Annotated in this window: 21 protein-coding genes; 6 read left to right on the top strand and 15 right to left on the bottom strand. The window is 67.0% G+C overall.

Features of this window, described 5'->3' with window-relative positions; genetic code table 11:
- Positions 1-4: 4 nt before the first annotated feature.
- On the bottom strand, positions 5-1,201 hold the full coding sequence (locus LRX75_RS10670; RefSeq protein ID WP_231814192.1) for an MFS transporter: 1,197 nt from the start codon (positions 1,199-1,201) through the stop codon (positions 5-7).
- A 76-nt stretch (positions 1,202-1,277) separates the two neighbouring features.
- Between LRX75_RS10670 and LRX75_RS10665 the strand changes: the two genes are divergently transcribed.
- Positions 1,278-1,610, top strand: a complete 333-nt coding sequence (locus LRX75_RS10665; protein ID WP_231814190.1) for an ArsR/SmtB family transcription factor — start codon at positions 1,278-1,280, stop codon at positions 1,608-1,610.
- 36 nt (positions 1,611-1,646) lie between these two features.
- On the opposite strand, the gene LRX75_RS10660 is transcribed toward LRX75_RS10665, so the two are convergent.
- The 5 genes from LRX75_RS10660 to LRX75_RS10640 form a co-directional block, all read right to left on the bottom strand.
- On the bottom strand, positions 1,647-2,027 hold the full coding sequence (locus LRX75_RS10660; protein ID WP_231814188.1) for a DUF6180 family protein: 381 nt from the start codon (positions 2,025-2,027) through the stop codon (positions 1,647-1,649).
- 98 nt (positions 2,028-2,125) lie between these two features.
- Positions 2,126-2,476, bottom strand: a complete 351-nt coding sequence (locus LRX75_RS10655) for a hypothetical protein (protein WP_231814186.1) — start codon at positions 2,474-2,476, stop codon at positions 2,126-2,128.
- 176 nt (positions 2,477-2,652) lie between these two features.
- A complete protein-coding gene (locus LRX75_RS10650; protein ID WP_162743140.1) occupies positions 2,653-2,796 on the bottom strand; it encodes a hypothetical protein in 144 nt (47 codons plus the stop codon).
- Between the two features lie 227 nt (positions 2,797-3,023).
- Positions 3,024-3,635, bottom strand: a complete 612-nt coding sequence (locus LRX75_RS10645; RefSeq protein WP_231814184.1) for a general stress protein — start codon at positions 3,633-3,635, stop codon at positions 3,024-3,026.
- Between the two features lie 29 nt (positions 3,636-3,664).
- Positions 3,665-3,982, bottom strand: coding sequence for a PepSY domain-containing protein (locus LRX75_RS10640; RefSeq protein ID WP_231814182.1), 318 nt, complete (start codon positions 3,980-3,982; stop codon positions 3,665-3,667).
- 287 nt (positions 3,983-4,269) lie between these two features.
- Between LRX75_RS10640 and LRX75_RS10635 the strand changes: the two genes are divergently transcribed.
- Complete coding sequence (locus LRX75_RS10635; protein ID WP_231814180.1) at positions 4,270-4,584, top strand: hypothetical protein; 315 nt, start codon at positions 4,270-4,272, stop codon at positions 4,582-4,584.
- 122 nt (positions 4,585-4,706) lie between these two features.
- On the opposite strand, the gene LRX75_RS10630 is transcribed toward LRX75_RS10635, so the two are convergent.
- From LRX75_RS10630 to LRX75_RS10615, 3 genes are all read right to left on the bottom strand, one after another.
- Positions 4,707-5,831 (bottom strand): NAD(P)/FAD-dependent oxidoreductase, encoded by a 1,125-nt coding sequence (locus tag LRX75_RS10630; RefSeq protein WP_231814178.1) that lies wholly within the window; start codon positions 5,829-5,831, stop codon positions 4,707-4,709.
- A gap of 83 nt (positions 5,832-5,914) precedes the next feature.
- A complete protein-coding gene (locus tag LRX75_RS23285; protein WP_269456158.1) occupies positions 5,915-7,429 on the bottom strand; it encodes an amino acid ABC transporter permease/ATP-binding protein in 1,515 nt (504 codons plus the stop codon).
- A gap of 99 nt (positions 7,430-7,528) precedes the next feature.
- Positions 7,529-8,368: an ABC transporter substrate-binding protein gene (locus tag LRX75_RS10615; protein WP_231814176.1), complete on the bottom strand. Its 840-nt coding sequence runs from the start codon at positions 8,366-8,368 to the stop codon at positions 7,529-7,531.
- Positions 8,369-8,592: 224 nt separating this feature from the next.
- On the opposite strand from LRX75_RS10615, the gene LRX75_RS10610 reads away from it, so the two are divergent.
- Positions 8,593-9,693: a LacI family DNA-binding transcriptional regulator gene (locus LRX75_RS10610; protein ID WP_231814174.1), complete on the top strand. Its 1,101-nt coding sequence runs from the start codon at positions 8,593-8,595 to the stop codon at positions 9,691-9,693.
- Positions 9,694-9,749: 56 nt separating this feature from the next.
- On the opposite strand, the gene LRX75_RS10605 is transcribed toward LRX75_RS10610, so the two are convergent.
- Entirely contained in the window at positions 9,750-10,538 is a 789-nt protein-coding gene (locus LRX75_RS10605; protein ID WP_231814172.1) for a DUF4394 domain-containing protein, read from the bottom strand.
- Positions 10,539-10,737: 199 nt separating this feature from the next.
- On the opposite strand from LRX75_RS10605, the gene LRX75_RS10600 reads away from it, so the two are divergent.
- Together LRX75_RS10600 and LRX75_RS10595 are read left to right on the top strand one after the other, a co-directional pair.
- Positions 10,738-11,289 (top strand): sigma-70 family RNA polymerase sigma factor, encoded by a 552-nt coding sequence (locus tag LRX75_RS10600; protein WP_231814170.1) that lies wholly within the window; start codon positions 10,738-10,740, stop codon positions 11,287-11,289.
- On the top strand, positions 11,286-12,011 hold the full coding sequence (locus LRX75_RS10595) for an anti-sigma factor (RefSeq protein ID WP_231814168.1): 726 nt from the start codon (positions 11,286-11,288) through the stop codon (positions 12,009-12,011). Before LRX75_RS10600 ends, LRX75_RS10595 begins: the two co-directional genes overlap by 4 nt.
- 105 nt (positions 12,012-12,116) lie before the next feature.
- Here the strand turns inward: LRX75_RS10595 and LRX75_RS10590 are convergent, their stop codons facing one another.
- Complete coding sequence (locus LRX75_RS10590) at positions 12,117-12,362, bottom strand: DUF982 domain-containing protein (RefSeq protein ID WP_231814166.1); 246 nt, start codon at positions 12,360-12,362, stop codon at positions 12,117-12,119.
- An 84-nt stretch (positions 12,363-12,446) separates the two neighbouring features.
- Positions 12,447-13,430 (bottom strand): GlxA family transcriptional regulator, encoded by a 984-nt coding sequence (locus tag LRX75_RS10585; RefSeq protein WP_231814164.1) that lies wholly within the window; start codon positions 13,428-13,430, stop codon positions 12,447-12,449.
- 84 nt (positions 13,431-13,514) lie between these two features.
- On the opposite strand from LRX75_RS10585, the gene LRX75_RS10580 reads away from it, so the two are divergent.
- Entirely contained in the window at positions 13,515-14,063 is a 549-nt protein-coding gene (locus LRX75_RS10580) for a cysteine hydrolase family protein (protein WP_231814162.1), read from the top strand.
- A gap of 152 nt (positions 14,064-14,215) precedes the next feature.
- Here LRX75_RS10580 and LRX75_RS10575 read toward each other — a convergent pair whose 3' ends face one another.
- The 3 genes from LRX75_RS10575 to LRX75_RS10565 all read right to left on the bottom strand — a co-directional run bounded on the left by LRX75_RS10575 (position 14,216) and on the right by LRX75_RS10565 (position 17,278).
- Positions 14,216-15,331, bottom strand: coding sequence for a branched-chain amino acid ABC transporter substrate-binding protein (locus LRX75_RS10575; protein WP_231814160.1), 1,116 nt, complete (start codon positions 15,329-15,331; stop codon positions 14,216-14,218).
- A gap of 296 nt (positions 15,332-15,627) precedes the next feature.
- Positions 15,628-16,320, bottom strand: coding sequence for a gamma-glutamylcyclotransferase (locus LRX75_RS10570; RefSeq protein WP_231814158.1), 693 nt, complete (start codon positions 16,318-16,320; stop codon positions 15,628-15,630).
- A gap of 121 nt (positions 16,321-16,441) precedes the next feature.
- The gene (locus LRX75_RS10565) at positions 16,442-17,278 is read right to left on the bottom strand and encodes an alpha/beta fold hydrolase (RefSeq protein WP_231814156.1); all 837 of its coding nucleotides are present in this window, start codon (positions 17,276-17,278) and stop codon (positions 16,442-16,444) included.
- Positions 17,279-17,324: the final 46 nt, after the last annotated feature.

Genomic DNA, 17,324 nt, shown 5'->3' with positions numbered 1-17,324 from the left:
GGGCTCAATCCCGCGTGCCGAACCGCCGCAGCAGCCCCGCAACGGACGAGAAGAGCACGATGAGCCCGCCATAGACGAGGACCGTGGGGGCGAGACCGAAGGCACCGATGGCGACGCCCGCCAGAAGGGTCGGCAGGCCGAAGGCGAGATAGCTGAGCGTGAATAGGGCGGCAAAGAGCTCACCGCGCTCCTGCGGGCGCACGACCGGTACGACGGAGCGCAGGACGCCGTAAAAGCAGGTGCCGAAGCCGGCCCCGGCGACGACGAGGGCCAGGAGATAGGCGGGGAGGGACGTCCAGACCATCGCGGCGAGCGTGAGCGTGGTGCCGAGCGCGAGCGCGGAGGTGCCGAACAGCGTGACGCTGCGCGACGAGCGGCCGCGCGCGACATAGCAGGCGGCCGCACCTGCACCGCAGAGGATGACGATGACGATCGCCTGCCTCGTATGGTCCTGCGCGCCGAAGACGTGGCGCACCAGCGGCGCGCCCAGCGCCAGATAGAGCCCGCCGGTGGCCCAGCCGGCGATGACGGCCGGCGCGCTGCGCCAGAAGGCCGTGGCCGCGGCTGCGGGCACGCCGATGCGCGGCCGCAGCGACGCCCAGACGCCCTCATGGCGCGGCGCGGTTTCCGGCACGCACCAGATGAGACCGGCAAAGAGCGCGGAGCCGGCAACCAGCGCGCCGAAGACGCTCGCCTTCGCCCCCGACGTCGCATCCATCAGCAGCCCCGCGACCAGCGCCCCCACGGCCAGCCCGCTGAGCGGCACGACGGAATTCCAGACGGAGGCGCTGCCAGGCTTGTCTCCCGGCTCGAAATCGACGACGGCGGCCGACAGCGTCGACAGGAGCAGGCCTGCGGCAATGCCCTGCAGGATGCGCGCGACGACGAGGCTGCCGACGTCCTGCGCGTGCCAGAACAGAAAAAGGCTGACCGCCATCAGCGCGAAGCCCGCCGAAATGACCGGCCGCCGGCCGACATGATCGGACAGCGATCCCATGACGAGCAGCGCCGCCAGCAGCGTGACCGTGTACACCGCGAAAACGGCGGTCAGCGTCATCGACGTGAAACCGATCTCCTGCTGGAGCGTGGGATAAAACGGCGAGGGCGCGCTGGCGCCGGCCATCATCACCGCCATGCCGGCAAGGGTGATGCGGAATCCGGCGCGCGTCTCTGCCGGCGTCTTGCGCAGCACGTCGGTCATGAGGCCCCTGACGGTTCGAGATTTTTCGAACACATCTCTACTGGCAAAGCGGTCTCGGTTCAACTAAATTCGAACCATGACGTCCGATATCGCGCCCCTCCCGCATCCCGACCGAGGCGACCTCAAACTGACGCAGGTGCTCTTCGCGCTCAGCGATCCCGAGCGGCTGGCGATTGTGCGGCAGCTTGCTGCGGGCCCGCTCGACATGGCCCAATGCCATCCTTCCGACGCCGCGACGCCGAAATCGACCAAGTCGCATCTCATGAAGGTGCTGCGCGAGGCGGGCATCATCCACAACGCGGCCGCCGGCCGGGGACGCCGGCTGACCCTGCGTCGGGACGATCTCGAGGCCCGCTTTCCGGGCCTGCTCGCCTGCGTGCTCGCCGACACATCCGACGGGACGGCATGAGGCGGCATTTTCAGGTTTGAGAAAGACCTCTGCGCCTTATTGCGCCTGCGCCTTCACGGCGGCGATCATCTGGTCCGCCGCATCGCCGAGCGGACCCTTCGTGCTGCGGTAATCGAACCCCTGCACCACCGCCACCGTCGTCGCATCGACCGCGATGCACTGCACGACGAAGGCGCCGCTGCCGGAGGTGCCGCCCTGTACGGTGACGAGCTGGCCCGGAAAGCTCTGGAGCGCGGCGCTCAGGCCGGCACTCTGCGCAACGCCGGAAACGACGCTGCCGCAGGTCTCGATGCTCAGCTTTGCCGCGGGAAGACGCTCGACATGGTAGGTCAGCGTAAAGTCCTGGTCGGCCGCCCGGGACGCCGCGGACAGGCCGAGAGATGCAAGCGCGGCAAGCGACAGGGTGACAGCTTTCATGGGGTGATCCTTCTGGTGTTGAGGTCTTGCGGCACGGGCTTCGGGATCGCCGCCCGTGCGCATCGTTTCCGGTCAGGCTCCGGCTCCATTTTTGGCGATCAGCGCAGGTCGGGCGCGCTCCAGCCCTTGGCCTCGTCGATCCAGGCCTTGCCCGAGGTCTTGTCGAAGATGCAGAGCATCTTGCCATGCGCGCCCTTCAGCGCCTTCTGCGGAAAGACGCCGCTGACCAGCGTCGCCACCTTGCCGAGCGTATCGTCGAACGCGACGATCTCGGAGACATGCGCATGCTTCAGCCCGCTCGCCGCCGCACAGGTCTGGGCGACGGTGAGGTTCAGCTTCGCCCAGGCGTCGTCGGACGATGCATGGGCAGAGGGTGCCGCCATCAGGAGGGGAAGGGTGAGCAAGGGCAGGCTGAGAAGGGGGAGGTTTGGTAGGGGCAGGCGCATCATCGATTCCTCGTTGCGGGGCGATCGCTAGCGCGGGAAGGGTCGGTTTTGTGGCAGCGGCGGGGCGCGACGGGGTCTTCCGGTCCGCGCAGGTTCCCCGCTGTCACCCACGATGATCGCGGGTGAGAGGGCCTCGCCGCGAACGCAACGCTCACGGCCCTCTGGAAGGCTTCGGCCGCTCAGACGGCGACGCGGCGGCCTTCCTTGTCTGCCAGCTTCTTGTTGCCGTCGGCCTGCTTCAGGATGGCGGTCGCGTCTTCCACGGAGATCCGGTGTTTCTTGGCAAAGGCGACGGGTTCGTACGGTTTTTCGATCGTGGTCAAGGCATTATCCTTCGGGAGACATGCGCGCAGGGTCAGGATCTCGCAAAGCGAGCATGAGCCTCGAGCTTTTTGGTGGTGGACATGAGATAGAGAGCGAACCCGGCGAAGGCAAGGCGTCGCGGCGAGAATCGCGCGCGCCGGACGGGCCCGAGTGCTGCCACGGGACGCAAGGCATGGCGAAAGGGCCGGATTGCTCCAGCCCTTTGCCTTGACGAAATGACGCCTGATTACAGCGTGCGACGCGGATAGCGCGCGCGCTCTTCCTCGACCTCGGTCGCGCCATAAGGTGCTGCCGTGTCGTCGAACTTCGTCCAGCCCTGTTCGGAATAGGCGTTGCGCCGCTCGACGGGATCGACCCAATTCGACTTCTTGAGGATGGCTTCCGCCTCCGCATGGAGCGCGTCATCGACCTTGGCCGTGACGAGCGTGCCACCGCGGCGCACGCCTTCGGCATAGACATGGGCATGGTCTTCATCGACGCCCGACGAGGTCAGCGCGCCGATCAGGCCGCCCGTCGCACCGCCGGCCGCGGCACCCGCTACTGCGCCGAGCGCCGTTGCCGCCAGCCAGCCGGCTGCGACCACGGGGCCGACGCCGGGGATGGCCATGATGCCGAGACCTGTGAGCAGGCCCCCGGCACCGCCGACCACGGCACCGATGCCGGCGCCGGTTCCGGCACCCTCGGCCGCATTGCTGTCATGGTCGCCATCCTTGTAGCGGCCGTCGGCATTGTTGGAGACGATGCTGATATTGTCGGAATGGATGCCGCGGGCTTCCAGTGCGCTCACGGCGGCACTTGCATCGCTATAGTCGTCGAACAGTCCTGTAACGGTCTTCATGATACGTACCTTCCAGCGCAGAGCGCCTGTTATTTCGAGACGATGTTGCCCTGATAGTCCATGGAAACCGCTGCCGATTTTCCGTCCTTCATGGCCTTCGCCTGCCAGATGCCCTTGTCGTCGAGCATCAGACCGTCAAGTTCGGTGTAGCCGGCCGCCTCGATGCGTTCCTTGGCCTGGGCTTCGGTGAACGAGTTGGCGCCTTCGACCGGTGCCGTGACATTGCCGCTCTCAGGGGTCGCGACGGCCGGGGTGTCGCCATTGGCCGACGGTGCCGGTGTCGTCTGGGCGTTGACGCCGAATGCGGATGCGGCAAGAATAGCCGTGGCGAGGAAAAGCTTTTTCATGTGTTGGTCCTTTATTCCCAGACCATGTTTCAGGTCTCGGATCGAAAACCCTTTCCCCTGCCGAATGTTCCGTCGCTTTCGACTGTCGATTTTACTTAAGAGAGTGCGCATCTATCGCTCAGGATGTGTCGTTGCGGTGCGATGACCATGCCAGGAACCTGGGAAAACGACCGATGTAGTCTCCCAGCACGACGGAGACGAGCGAAGCGCGGGCGGCGTCTCCGCCGTCGCGCGGGAACCACCGACGCCTCCCGTCGTTCCCCCGGGGACGCAACAGGAGACGATGCATGTCCAGCGACAATGTGAAAACCCTTACCGCCACCTTCGACACCCGCGAGGCCGCCGATCGCGCCATCGAACATCTCGTCCAGCAATATGGCATCGACCGCAGCGATGTCTTCGTGGAGGCGGCGGGGGCCGACAACACCGCGGGAACGAAGCCTTCGGGTGGCGACGTCGAGAACCCGGACGGCGACGGCGTGCGAACGGATGCGGCACTCGGAGGCCGGCTGCTCGTCTCCGTCGATCTCGCACTCGACGATATCGACAAGGCCCAGGCCGCACTGCGGGACGCCGGCGCCGAACATGTCGCGACCCGATAAAAGTTCTGTCGCAGCGCACGTGAAGGCCAAGGGCCTTACGCGCGCTGCGAGCGTGCCGGGTGATCGACGGTGTCTCGCGGAAATGGCAAGTCGTATCGCTCGCGAATCGCGCGTTCCTCCCGTCAGGCGCCGAAGCGCTCCGGGCGGAAGGTTTCGAGGAGGGGGTGGCGTTGGCCGGTTGCCATTTCGTAGGCGGTGAGTTCGCCGACGATGAGGCCGAGGGTTGCGCCGCTGTGGCTGAAGGCGACATGGCAGCCGGGGATGCCGGGGAGGCGGCCGAGCACCGGATCGCCATCGGCCGGGATGGGCTTGCGTCCGGCAGCGTAGGACGCGAGCTCCAGCCGGGGGTGCCCGGAGAGAACTTTGGACGCCTCGGCCAGAAGGCCCGACAGGGTCGTGTCCTTCACCGCATAGGTGCCGTCGGCCTGCGGGACGACCTCGTTTGCGGCCCAGTCGGCATCGATGACGAAAGCGCCGCCCGGGGCCGGGCGCACGGCGACGCGCGGCGTGTTGAGCACGGCTTTCAGCGGATGGTCGATCGGCTTCGTCGTCAGGAGAAGGGCGACCGGCGTGCCGTCGGCGATCGTCGCGCCGAGCTCGGCGGCCATGGCCGGCACGGCGGGGCCGGTGGCGATCAGCACGGCATCCGCGCCGTGCCGCACGCCCGCCGTCGTCTCGACGCCGGCCGCGCGGCCGTTTTCGACGAGCACGCGGGCGCTGCCTTGCCCGGTGACGAGCGTGCCGCCGAGGGTGTCGAACTCGGCCAGCAGCAGGGCGATCAGCGCGGGAAGATCGACCCAGCCCTCGCCGGGATTGAAGATCGCCGCATGTCCCGTGATGGCCGCGGCATCGACGCCGGGCGTCGCCGCCTCTACCGCGCCAGGTGCCAGATGTTGCGCGTCGTAGGCGAGCGAGACTTCATGGGCATAGGCCGCCGCGATCTCGTTGGTCGCGTCATCCGCATCCCAGGTGAGGCCGCCATCGAAGCGGAGCCAGTCGACCGGACCGATCCGGCTCGACAATGTTCTGTAGCGGTCGATGCCCGCCATGCGCAGCAGGTGATAGGGGTTCGAGCGCATGCGGGCGGAGTTCAGCCAGGAGAGCGAGCGGCCGGATGCGCCGTTGGCGACCGGGCCGTCATTGACGAGGGTCGCGGAAACGCCGCGCCGCAGAAGCTGCACGGCGGTCGAGACGCCGAAGATGCCGGCGCCGATGATGACGGCGGATGAGATGGTGTTGTCGGACATGGAACGTGTCTTTCACTGCTTGCGGATGGAATGGAAACGGGACCCCGGCGAAGGGAAGCGGCGGCCTTCTGATGGTCTGCGCGTCACAGCACTTCGGCCAGGAAGCGGCGCAGGCGCGGGCTCTGCGGGTCGTCGAAGATCTGCGCCGGCGTGCCGGCCTCCACCACGCGGCCCTCGTCCATGAACACGACCTGATCGGCCACGCGCCGGGCAAAGCCCATTTCATGGGTGACGACGACCATGGTCATGCCGCGCCCGCCGAGATCCGCCATGAGGTTGAGCACGCCCTTGACCAGCTCCGGATCCAGCGCGCTCGTGACCTCGTCGAACAGGATGACTTCGGGCTCCATGGCCAGCGCCCGGGCGATGGCGACGCGCTGCTGCTGGCCGCCGGACAGGCCGCCGGGCCGGTGATGCTGGCGGCTGGCAAGGCCGACATCGGCCAGCCGGGCCTTGGCAATGCGCTCGGCCTCGCCGCGCGGCATATGCTTGATCCGGGTCAGAGACAGCATGACGTTGTCGAGGGCGGTGTGATCGGGAAAGAGATTGAAATGCTGGAACACCATGCCGACGCGCCGGCGCAGCGTCTCCGGCTTCATCGCGAGAATGCTGTCGCCGTCGAGAAGCAGCGTTCCGCCTTTCGGCTCGACGAGGCGGTTGAGGCAGCGCAGCAGCGTCGATTTGCCGGAGCCTGACGGGCCGATGATGCAGGTGACGCTGCCCGGCCGGACGGTGAGATCGACGCCCTTCAGCACGTCGAGCTCGCCATAGGCCATGGTCAAATCGCGCACCGCGATGCTGCCGCCCTTGAAGCCGGCGCTGGTGTCCCGGGCCTGTTGCGCGCGGTCGAGTTCGGAGACTTCCTCCAGCCCGCTCGCCACCGTGGTCGTCTTCTGCTTGCCGATCCGCAGGCGGTTATCGATGGTGTTGACCACATGCGTCAGCGGCACGGTAATGACGAGGTAGAAGATGCCGGCCAGCAGCAGCGGCGAGAGGTTGCCGGTGACGACGGCCTGATCCTGGCCGACCCGGAAGATTTCGCGCTCTGACGCGAGAAGGCCGAGGAAGTAGACGAGGCTCGAATCCTTCACATTGCCGATGAACTGGTTGACCAGCGCCGGCAGCACCCGGCGCACGCCCTGCGGCACGACGATGATGCGCATGCCCTGGGAATAGCTCATGCTGAGCGCCCGCGACGCCTCCATCTGCCCGCGATCGACGCTCTGGATGCCCGAGCGGAAGATCTCGCCGATATAGGCCCCGGCGATGAGGCTGAGCGCGAGAATGCCGAGCGGATAGGGCGAGGGGCCGAACAGGTCCCGCCCGATCCGGGCGAAGCCCTGGCCGATCAGCAGGATCGTGACGATGGCGGGAAGGCCGCGGAAGATATCGGTGTAGAGCCGGGCGGGAATGCGCAGCCAGGCCGAGCGCGATATGCCCATGATGGCGAGGATCATGCCGATGACGACGCCGAAGACCGTGGATGCGGCCGCAAGGATGAGGGTGTTCTTGAGCCCGACCGTGATCATCGTCGGCAGAACCTCGGCCATCGCGGTCCAATCGAAGAAGCTCCGGCTGATATTGTCGAACCAGGTCATGCAGTCTTCCTTCAGCGTGTCTCCAGCCGCCGCCGGCACACGCAATGCCGGGCGGCGGCAGGTGAATACCCGGCCGCGACATGCGACCGGGTTCAGGCGTCACTTCTTGGGGAGGTAGGCGTCCGGCATCGGCGAGCCCGGGAACCACTTTTCGTACAGCGTCTTCCAGGTGCCGTCCTGCATGGCGTCGTGGAGCGCCGTGTTGAAGGCCGTGCGCAGCGCGTCGTTGCCCTTGCGGATGACGAAGCCGGCCGGGGCGTCGAAGCTCGGAATGTTGATGGCGACCTTCAGGGCGGGATAGCGCGCCGTGTAGTCCTTGGCGGCCTCGTAGTCGAGGAAATGCGCGTCCACGGTGCCGTTGTTCAGTCCGGAGATCGCGGAATTGTTGTCCGGGAACTTGACGAGATCGGTGCCGGTGAAGGTCTTTTCGGCGTAGATCTCCTGCAGTGTGCCCTGCACGACGCCGAGGCGCTTGCCCTTGAGCGCGGCGGCATCCGTGATGGCCGCTTCCGGCGTGACGATGGAAAGGTAGCCGGCGAGATAGCCGTCGGAAAAATCGACCGTCTGCTTGCGCTTGTCCGTCGTGCCGATGGCGGCGACCGCGACGTCGAAGCGGCCGTTCGCCACGGACGGCATCAGGGCGGAGAACTCCTGGCCGGTGAAGATCACCTGTTCCTTCGTGAACCCCATGCGCCGGGCGACGTCGAGGAACAACTCGATGTCGAAGCCCGTGAAGCCGCCATCGACCGTGGTGAAGGTGTAGGGCTTGGCATCGCCCATAGTGCCGACGCTGATGGTCTGCGGGTCGATCAGGCCATAGGGGTTCTCGGCGGCAAGCGCCGTCGTGGAAAGGGCGCCCGTGAAAGCGAGCGTGGCGGCGACGGCCGCCTGCCGCAGGCGGGCCGAAAGCGAGGGTTTGGACACAGCTGAAATCGTCATGATGGTTCTCCGTCTCTGGGGTTGGGGCGGATCGGCTTTGCAGGACACGCCGCGGCGTCGCCAGACAGAGGATCTCCCTCCGCCATGACCGTGATGTCATGAGCCAATCTCGTTATCATGAGCGTGAGACCGGTTTCTTCTTGAAAGAGACCGGTCTCTTTGCGCTTTCACGATTGATATATACGCGTTGACCCGTCGTCAATATCTCTTGTAAAGCTGGGCGGATGAAAGAAGCTCAGCCGAAAACGACTGCCGCGACCGTGGCCGACGTGGCGCGTCTGTCGGGGGTGTCGAAAGCCACCGCCGCACGCGTGCTCGGCGGCTATGGCACCGTGAGCGACAAGGCGCGCGACACGGTGATGCAGGCCGCGCAGGCGCTCGGCTATCGGCCCAACGAACTGGCCCGCAGCATGACCACCGGCCGGTCGGGAACGATCGGCGTCGTCGTCGGGGATATCGAGAACCCGTTTTTCGGCTCGGCCGTCCGCGGCATTTCGGATGCGGCGCGCGCGAGCGGCTTCAATGTGGTGCTTGCCAATTCCGGCGAGGATGTCGCCGCCGAGCGCATGGCGATCGAGACGCTGGTGGCCAAGCGGGTCGACGGCCTGATCGTCTCCCCGGCGCAGGACAGCGCGATCGGCCATCTCGAAGACATCGGGCACGCCGGCCGGCCGCTGGTTCTTCTGGATCGCGCCATCGCCGCCCTGGCCGTCGACAGCGTCACGGCGGACGACAGGCAGGCGGCGGAAGCCGTCACGCGTCTGCTGGTCGAGCGCGGCCATCGCCACATCGCCTATGTCACGGCCTGCGATACGCCGACGCATCTCTATCGCGACACGCGCGACATCCTGACGGCGTCGGTGCGCGAGCGGATCGAGGGGTTCCTGCAGGTCGGCGCGCAGGCCGGCATAGCGGATATGCCGCGATGGGTGCGGCTCGGTGCGAACACCTCCGATGCGGCGCGCCGCCTGACGATCGACCTGCTGGGCGCGGCCACGCCCCCCAGCGCCATCATCGCCTCGGACAGCCTCATCGCGCTGGAAATCTTCAAGATCGCGCGCGAGCAGGGCATCGCCATGCCCGATGCGCTGTCGCTCGTCACCTTCCACGATGCCGCATGGACGGCGGTGACGACGCCATCGGTGACGGTCGTCCGCCAGCCCGTCTACGACATGGGAGAGGCGGCGGCGAGAATGCTCATCGAGCGGCTGAACGGCGAGACATGCGCCCCGCGCCGCCTGATCCTGCCGACGCAGCTGGTGGAGCGTGCCTCCGTCGCCGTGCCGGGCACGGCGGATGCGGGTCCCCGCATTCGCCGTCTGTAGACGACGGGGGGAAGTGCGGCCGCGCATCGGCACGGCCGCACCGGTCTGCCAAAGCCTTACATCGCCGGCAGGATCGCGATATCGCGCAGATCGCCGTCGAGGCCCGTGATCGCACCGACTTCGGTCGCCGCACCGGTTTCCAGGTTGACCGTATAGAGCGTCTTGCCGGCGGCGAGATAGGCAGCGTTTCCACCGTTCTCCATGCCCTGGATATCGAAGGCATAGGTGGCCGGCTTGTCCTTCAGGCCGAGCTTGCCGATGGCCTTCAAGGTGCCGTCGTTCGGCTTCGTCTGCTGGATCAGGGCGCCGATCGTCGCGTCGATGTTGTACATCGCCGTCTTCTCCGGCTTGCCGATCGAATTGGTATAGGCCGCCGCGACGATGTCCGGCGTCTCGCCCTTGTGCATGTCGCCGTCCTCGAAGGCGAGGGTGCCATCGACCGTGACGGCGCCGGTATCGGGGTGGACGCGATGGTTGGTGGTGCCGGTCATGAAGCGCAGGCGATCGGCCATCGGGTTGAAATCGACCACAACGGGCGCGGCCGTCATCGTCAGCATCTTGTCCATCCTGGCGACAGACGTCGCGGCACCCGTCTCAAGATCGATCGAGACGATCTCGTGCTCCGGCGTGACGCCGATGATGGTCTTGGTTCCCGGACGAAGATCGATGCCGACGAGCTTGTCGATGCCGGTGACGTCCATGCTCTTCGTGACGGCGGGTTTCTCCGTGTCGAACAGGACGAGGGTCTTGTCGCCGGTCAGGCCGAGGACGGGCGCGGCGAGAAGGCTGCCGGCGCTGGCGACGAGGAGGGTGGAGGTGAGCAGGGCAAAACGAACGGTCTTCATGGAAATCTCCCGTGTGTTGATCCAGTTGAGAAGGCATCTCGGCGTGGATGACGATGCTTCCTGTGGTGAAGACACCGGAGAGGACCCGTTTGGATGCAGGCCATCGAAAAAAATTTGCCGGCCGCATCCATTCCGGCGTTCCGGCGGGTAGAGTATGTCGGGACGCACCGACGGTGCGGGTGACGGGAAAAGGGTTTGCATGGTGACGGGTTCAGCGCCGGACGATCTGACGACGGCCCTTGCCGCCTGTGCGCAGGGGGATCGCACGGCCTTGCGCAGCATCTTCGATCGGGAGGCCGGCCGGCTGGTGACGATTGCCGAGCGCATCGTGCGGCGGCGCGATCTGGCCGAAGAGGTGGTTCAGGACAGCTTCATCCGCATCTGGACGCAGGCGCATCAGTACCGGCCGGATCGCGGCTCCGCCCGCGGCTGGATCTATGCCATCGTGCGAAACCGCGCCCTCAACCTGCTGCGCGACGGCAGGCGGGAATATACGGTCGAGGATGTCGAGGGGCTGCGCGAGCGCGATCAGGTGGATCACGTGATGGCCGCATGGCACCGGCTCGATCGGACCTCCCGGCTGCACGATTGCCTGGGCGCCCTCGACGACACCAAGAGGCGCGGCATTCTCATGGCCTATATCGGCGGATATTCCCATGGCGAGATCGCCGGCCAGCTGCGTATCCCGCTCGGCACGACGAAGTCCTGGATCCGGCGCGGCCTCTCCGCATTGCGGGAGTGCATGGCATGAGCAAGGACCGGACCGAGATCGCCGCCATGGCCGACGAATATGTGCTCGGACTGCTGGAGCCGGCGGAGGCGCGGCAGGTCGAGGCCGAGATGGACCGCGATCCCGACCTCAAGGCGGCCATCGCCGCCAGCCGGGACCGGTTCCTGCCGCTGGACGATACGGCCGACCCTGCCGTCGTCGGTGACGATCTGTGGAGCCGCATCGACGCCGCGCTGCCGGTGCAGGGCGCTGCATCGGCCGAAACGCGCCGGCCGACGGCCAACGACAACAGCCCGGGCGGGCGGCGGTGGCGGGCGACGGCGCTTGCGGCGCTGGCTGCGGCGGTGCTTCTGGCCGTGGCGCTGTCGTTCAACCTCCTGCGCACCGTCGAGCCGCTCGTCGTGGCGGTTCTCGTCAACGAGGCCGGCGAGATCCAGGCGATCGTGGAGGATTTCGGCAACGAGACGGCGGCCGTCCGGCTGCTGGCGGACTTTACGGTGCCCGCGGACAAGACGATCGAGGTCTGGACCCTGCCGTCGCCCGAACGCGGCCCGGTTTCGCTCGGGCTGATCGAGGATGCCCGCTCGGTGCGCCTGCAAGGGCATGCTGCTGCCGGATCCGGCCTGCCCCTGCCGCGCGACAGCCAGCTCTACGAGCTGACCCTGGAGCCGGCGGGCGGCTCCCCGACCGGCCGGCCGACGGGCGTCATCCTTGCGAAAGGATTGGCCCGGATCACACGCTAGCGTCGTTCCCCCGGAAGGGAGCAGCGGCCTGCGTCCGGATGGCCGTCGCATGACCGCGAGAGACGGCTCGCCGGCTCTCGGGCGCGCTCGGTGCGGGCGGAACCGCTACTCCCTGATCTCGATGCCCGCCTCATGGGCGGCGGCAATGAACGACAGCCGGGCGGCTTCGGCCGACTTCTTGCCCTTCATCGCCGCCTCCAGGGTCAGGAGCGCCGCGTCCAGCGCTTCGCCGTCCTCCAGAGGCCAGTCTTCGATGAGCGCCCAGGATGCCTGCTGATTGTTGGTGATGGTGGTGAACATGCCGGGTCCTTCCAGCGCTAGCGACACACCCTTGTTCCAGTCATTGCTCACGTCATGGCCTCCAAATGCCGGTTGGTCCGTCTCTTACGGCAAAACTCCGCGAACCGGAATCGATTCGGGAGGGATGCCATAAGCCTATGCCGCCGTCACGCGAAAGCGCTGGCGATACTCGCCCGGGGAGAGACCGACGATGCGGGTGAAGACCTTTCTGAAGGCGCCGGGATCTGCGTAATGCACCGCCCACGCGATGGCGTCGATCGGGTCGCGCGTCAGCTGCAGCAGGTCGCGCGCCCGCGTCACGCGCAGGCGCTGCACATAGTCGCCGCTCGTGTGTCCGGTCGCCTTCTGAAACCGGCGCGTGAAGGTGCGCGCTTCCAACCCGGCATGACCGGCGAGGACCGACAGACGCATCTCGGCGCCGCCAGTGGCTTGAAGCCAGTGCTGAACCTTGAGCACGGCCCCGTCGCCATGATGCAGGCGCGGGAAGAACGGGCTGTAGAAGCTCTGCTCCCGTCCGGGCGGATCGACCAGAAAGGCCCGCGCGGTGTTCATCATGACGGCCGGGCCGAGAAAGCGGGAAACGAGGATCAAGCAGAGGTCGATCCAGGCCATCATGCCGCCGGCCGTGATGATGTCGCCGTCATCGATGATAAGACGGTCGGTGTTCAGCCGTATCGCGGGGAACCGCGCCATCAAGGGCTCCTCGTAGCTCCAGTGCGTCGTGACCGGCCGGCCGTCGAGCAGGCCCGTTTCCCCGAGCAGGAAGGCGCCCTTGCAGATCGAGCACAGGATCGCGCCCTGCGCATGCTGCCGGGTCAGCCAGTCGGCATGGATCCTCGCCTCCGGCGCCGCCAGGGGTTCGCCGAGCCCCGGCGGCAGGATGATCACGGCGGGATGGCCGACACCCTCAGGGTCGGTATCGAAGGTTCGGCCGGGTTCGGATCGCCCCGCCTCCAGAGACAAGTGCGTCACGCGAAACTGCGGCTGTCCGGGCGCACGCGCCCGACCGGCGATGCCGTTCGCGGCGATCAGAAGATCGGTCATGCCGAGACGAGCGGCCGCCTGCGCGCCCGCATATCCGAGAATGCCGATCTCGACCATACACGCATGTTTGTCCATATCGCCCCGATATCTGTCGATCCCGCCACTCTTGTCCAACCTCCGGGCGCGCTAGTCTAGCCCCTCCATCGGAAAGAACACAGCATGAGCAAACGCGCCATCATCATCGTCGATCTGCAGAAGGACTATTTGGCCTCTGGCCGGTTTCCGCTCACGGGAATCGATGCTGCCATCCCGCGCGCCGCGGCGGTGCTCGCCGCCGCCCGGCACGCGCAGGATCTCGTGATCCATGTGCGCCACGAAAGCCCGCAGGGCTCGCCCTTCTTCGTCGCGGGGACGGAGGGTGCCGAGATCGTCCCCGCGATGGCGCCGGCAGAGGGCGAGGCTGTCGTCGTGAAAGCGCATCCGAACGCCTTTCGCGCGACGGAGCTCGATGCCCTGCTGAAGGCGGCGGGCATCGTGAACGTGACGATCGTCGGTGCCATGAGCCACATGTGCATCGATGCGACCGCACGCGCGGCTGCCGATCTCGGCTACGCGCTCACCGTCATTGAGGACGCGTGCGCCACGCGCGACCTCGTCTTTCGGGGCGAGACCGTGCCGGCCGCCAAGGTCCACGCCGCCTTCATGGCCGCACTCGCCTACGGCTATGCCGAGGTCACGACGACGGACGATTATCTTAGGTCCCGCTAAAGCATGTCCCGCCGAAGCGAAATCGTTTCGATGGCGGACGTTGCGGCAAGACAATAGGCGCTGAGCGCGTGCCGATCGCGGAAACGGGACCATGGCCCGAAACGCAAACGGGCGCCGTGTCGGCGCCCGCTGCGGATCGGTCGTAGGCCGGATTACTCGGCGGCGACGGTCTTGCCGCCTTCCCATTTGTAGACGGAGAAGCTCTGCGAGGTGAGGTCGCCGGTCTCGCCATAGGTGAGGTCGCCGATGGCGGTCTTGATGGGAGTGCCGTCCTTCAGGGCCTGGGCGACGGCTTCGGCGTCGTCCTTGCTGCCGGCCTTGGCGATGCCGGCGGCGATGACTTCGACGGCGGCATAGGCGTTGAGCGTGAAGGCTTCGACCGGGATGTTGCGGGCGGTCAGCGCGTCGGCTGCGGCCTTGCTGTCGGCGCTCTTCAGTGCGTCGGCGGCGTTGGTGTAGATCGTGCCGTTGGCGTCATCGCCGCCGGTGGCGATGAATTCGCTGTTCGACAGGCCATCGCCGGCGATCAGCTGCACGCTCATGCCGGCATCCTTCATCTGGCGCACCAGAAGGCCCGCTTCCGGGTGGTAGCCGCCGAAGTAGAGAACCTCGACGCCTTCCGCCTTCATGCGCGTCACGAGAGCGCTGAAATCCTTGTCGCCGGCCGTCAGCGCATCGTTGAAGATTTCCGTGATGCCGGCGGCGTTCAGCGAAGTCTTGAAGGCGTCGGCAAGGCCCTTGCCGTACTGGCCCTTGTCGTTAAGGATCGCGATCTTCTTGTCCTTGAAATTCTCGACCACATATTTCGCGGCGACGTCGGCCTGCTGGTCGTCACGGCCGCATGTGCGGAAAACGGTGGTGAGGCCACGCGCGGTCAGTTCCGGCGAGGTCGCGGTGGGCGTGACCATCAGCGTGCCGTTCTCGGCGAAGGCGACGGAGGCCGGAATCGAGACGCCGGAGGTAACCGGGCCGACGACGAAGCGGATATTCTCGGCGATCAGCTGGTTGGCAGCCGACACGCCCTGCTTGGGCTCGCCCGCATCGTCGGCGATCTTCAGAACGAGCGTCTCGCCATTGACGCCGCCCTTCTTGTTCAGCTCCGCGACAGCGGTTTCCGCGCCGTTCTTGATCTGCGCGCCGATGGCCGCGACCGGGCCGGTCAGCGGTGCGACGAGGCCGATGGTGATGTCGGCATGGGCCAGCGTTGCGGCAAGCGGCGAAAAGGCGAGCGTGGCGGCGAGCGCCGCCGTGATGGTCTTCAATGTCATGTCCGTCTCCTTGGGACGCGGGGGGAGGCGGGCCTCCCGACCCGCGCGTGATGCTGCTTGGGGCTCTCCCGTCGTTCGAGGTCCCGGCTCGGGGTCCGCGGCGCGTGGCGCAGGACGACGAGGGCAGGGGCCCGTCCCGCGACGCGGCCATGTTTGGCTCGCGTCGTCAGCGACAGATCTGTAAAAATATTCGGGCGTTCGCGCAAGAAGATGACCGGGATCCGCACCGCTTCGACAGGGAATTTCGCCGGTTCTCGCGCAGACGTGAAGCGCGCGTTAGCCCGCGATCCTCCGCGTCAGGCGGGAAGCGCGGTCAGCCGGGCGGCGACCATTTCCTGCAGGCGCCAGAGGTTGCGGTCGACGATATTGCGTTCGCCGAGATCCGAGACCGTGCGGTGAAGATATTGCGCGCAGGAGCCGGCGGGGCCGCAGGCCTGGGCGATGAGCGTGGCGGCCTCCTCGAGGGGCACGTCTTCGGTCAGCGGACACTGCCGGGTGCTCGCCCAGAACGTCAGAACCCTGCGCGGGCCGGCCGGCGTGCGCACCGGGATCCAGCGCACCATGCCGGACACTTCCGCATAGCGGATCTCGCGGGCGAGAAGCGTGCGCAGGTCCTGACGCTGCGTTTCCGCCGGCAGTTTCAGGATCCGGCCGGCACAGCTTCCGCCCGGCCGCAGCGCGAGCATCAGCCCGGGTGCCGCCGTGGTCGCCCGCAGGCGCTCGATCCGCAGCGAGAACGCGCGGTGCCAGCCATAGGCGGTGGCGGGTTCGCTGGCCGCGACCGCAAAGCCCGGGTTCCACATCAGGGAGCCATAGGCGAACACCCAGATCTCGCCCTCGGCCTGGGCCTCGACACGGTGCACGATCTCGTCCAGCTGCGCGGGCGAGATCGGCGTGCGACCCGGTTCCGGGCCCTGATCCTCGACGACCCGCAACGTCTTGGCGACCAGCTCGGGCGTGAGCCGCAGGGCGGCGGGGTTGCGGGTCATGTCGTCACCGTTTCGTTCGGTCGCCCGGAGGGACGATGATCGTCCCGGCCGGGCGGAGAGGGAGGGCGGCGACGGATGCGGTGCATGCACCCGTCGCCGCGTGGCGGCTCAGTCCGCGGGGTCAGGCTTGTACGAAGGCCAGGAGATCGGCGTTCAGCACATCGGCATTGACGGTCAGCATGCCGTGCGAGAAGCCGGGATAGGTCTTCAGCGTACCGTTCTTCAGGAGCTTCACGGAGGCGTGGGCCGAGGCGCCGATCGGCACGATCTGGTCGTCCTCGCCGTGCAGCACGAGCGTGGGAACGGTGATCGCCTTCAGATCTTCGGTCTGGTCGGTTTCCGAGAAGGCCTTGATGCCGTCGTAATGGGCCTTCGCGCTGCCCGCCATGCCCTGACGCCACCAATTCTGGATCACGCCTTCCTGTGCCGTCGCGCCGTCGCGGTTGAAGCCGTAGAACGGGCCGGCCGGGACATCGCGGAAGAACTGGGCCCGGTTGGCTGCAAGCGCCGAACGGAAGCCGTCGAACACCTCCATCGGCAGCCCGTCCGGGTTGCCTGCGGTCTTCAGCATCAGCGGCGGCACGGCGGAAACGAGCACGGCCTTGGCGACACGGCCGGCCGGCTGGCCATGCTTGGCCACGTAGCGCGCGACTTCGCCGCCGCCGGTCGAGTGACCGATGTGGACCGCGTTCTTGAGGTCGAGATGTTCGACGACCGCAAAGGCGTCGGCGGCGTAGTGATCCATGTCGTGACCCTCCGCGACCTGGGCCGAGCGGCCATGGCCGCGCCGGTCGTGGGCGACGACGCGGTAGCCCTTGGAGACGAAGAACAGCATCTGCGCGTCCCAGTCGTCGGAGGACAGCGGCCAGCCGTGGTGGAAGACGATCGGCTGCGCATCATTTGCGCCCCAGTCCTTGAAGAAGATCTCGACGCCGTCCGTGGTGGTGATCGTGCTCATGCTCGTGATTCCTTCTGGAGTTGGGTCGGCTAGGTGTGACCGGTGC

This window comes from Rhizobium quercicola, from assembly GCF_021168455.1.
Classification (GTDB): domain Bacteria; phylum Pseudomonadota; class Alphaproteobacteria; order Rhizobiales; family Rhizobiaceae; genus Ferranicluibacter; species Ferranicluibacter quercicola.
The sequence above is the reverse complement of the archived record's forward strand: the minus strand, read 5'-3'. Positions and strand labels throughout refer to the sequence as shown.